The organism is Autumnicola edwardsiae, from assembly GCF_031846505.1.
Lineage (GTDB): Bacteria > Bacteroidota > Bacteroidia > Flavobacteriales > Flavobacteriaceae > Autumnicola > Autumnicola edwardsiae.
On sequence record NZ_JAVRHP010000358.1, the window covers coordinates 1 to 241 of the forward strand.

Sequence of the window (241 nt, forward strand, 5' to 3'; positions counted from 1 at the left end):
TCTTTATTAAAAAAAAGGAGCAACTTTTTAGCCGCTCCTTTTAAAATTTTTTTACATTTTTTTTAAGCTGCCATTTCTTTACAGCTTTCGGCACAGGTTCGACATTTTTCTGCGCATTGCTGGCAAACTTCACTGTCAAACTTTGCACATTCATCAGCACAGGCTTTACATAAGTCGGCACAAATGGCACATAGGCGTTTTGAATAATCAGACTGGCTTGCAAGTAGTTGAACACAGGCTG

General features: G+C 38.6%; 1 protein-coding gene. It reads right to left on the reverse strand.

Translation table 11 applies throughout. The features are described 5' to 3' along the window. Positions 1-40: 40 nt before the first annotated feature. On the reverse strand, positions 41-241 hold a 201-nt coding region (locus RM529_RS17975), incomplete at its 5' end, for a hypothetical protein (protein ID WP_311486091.1).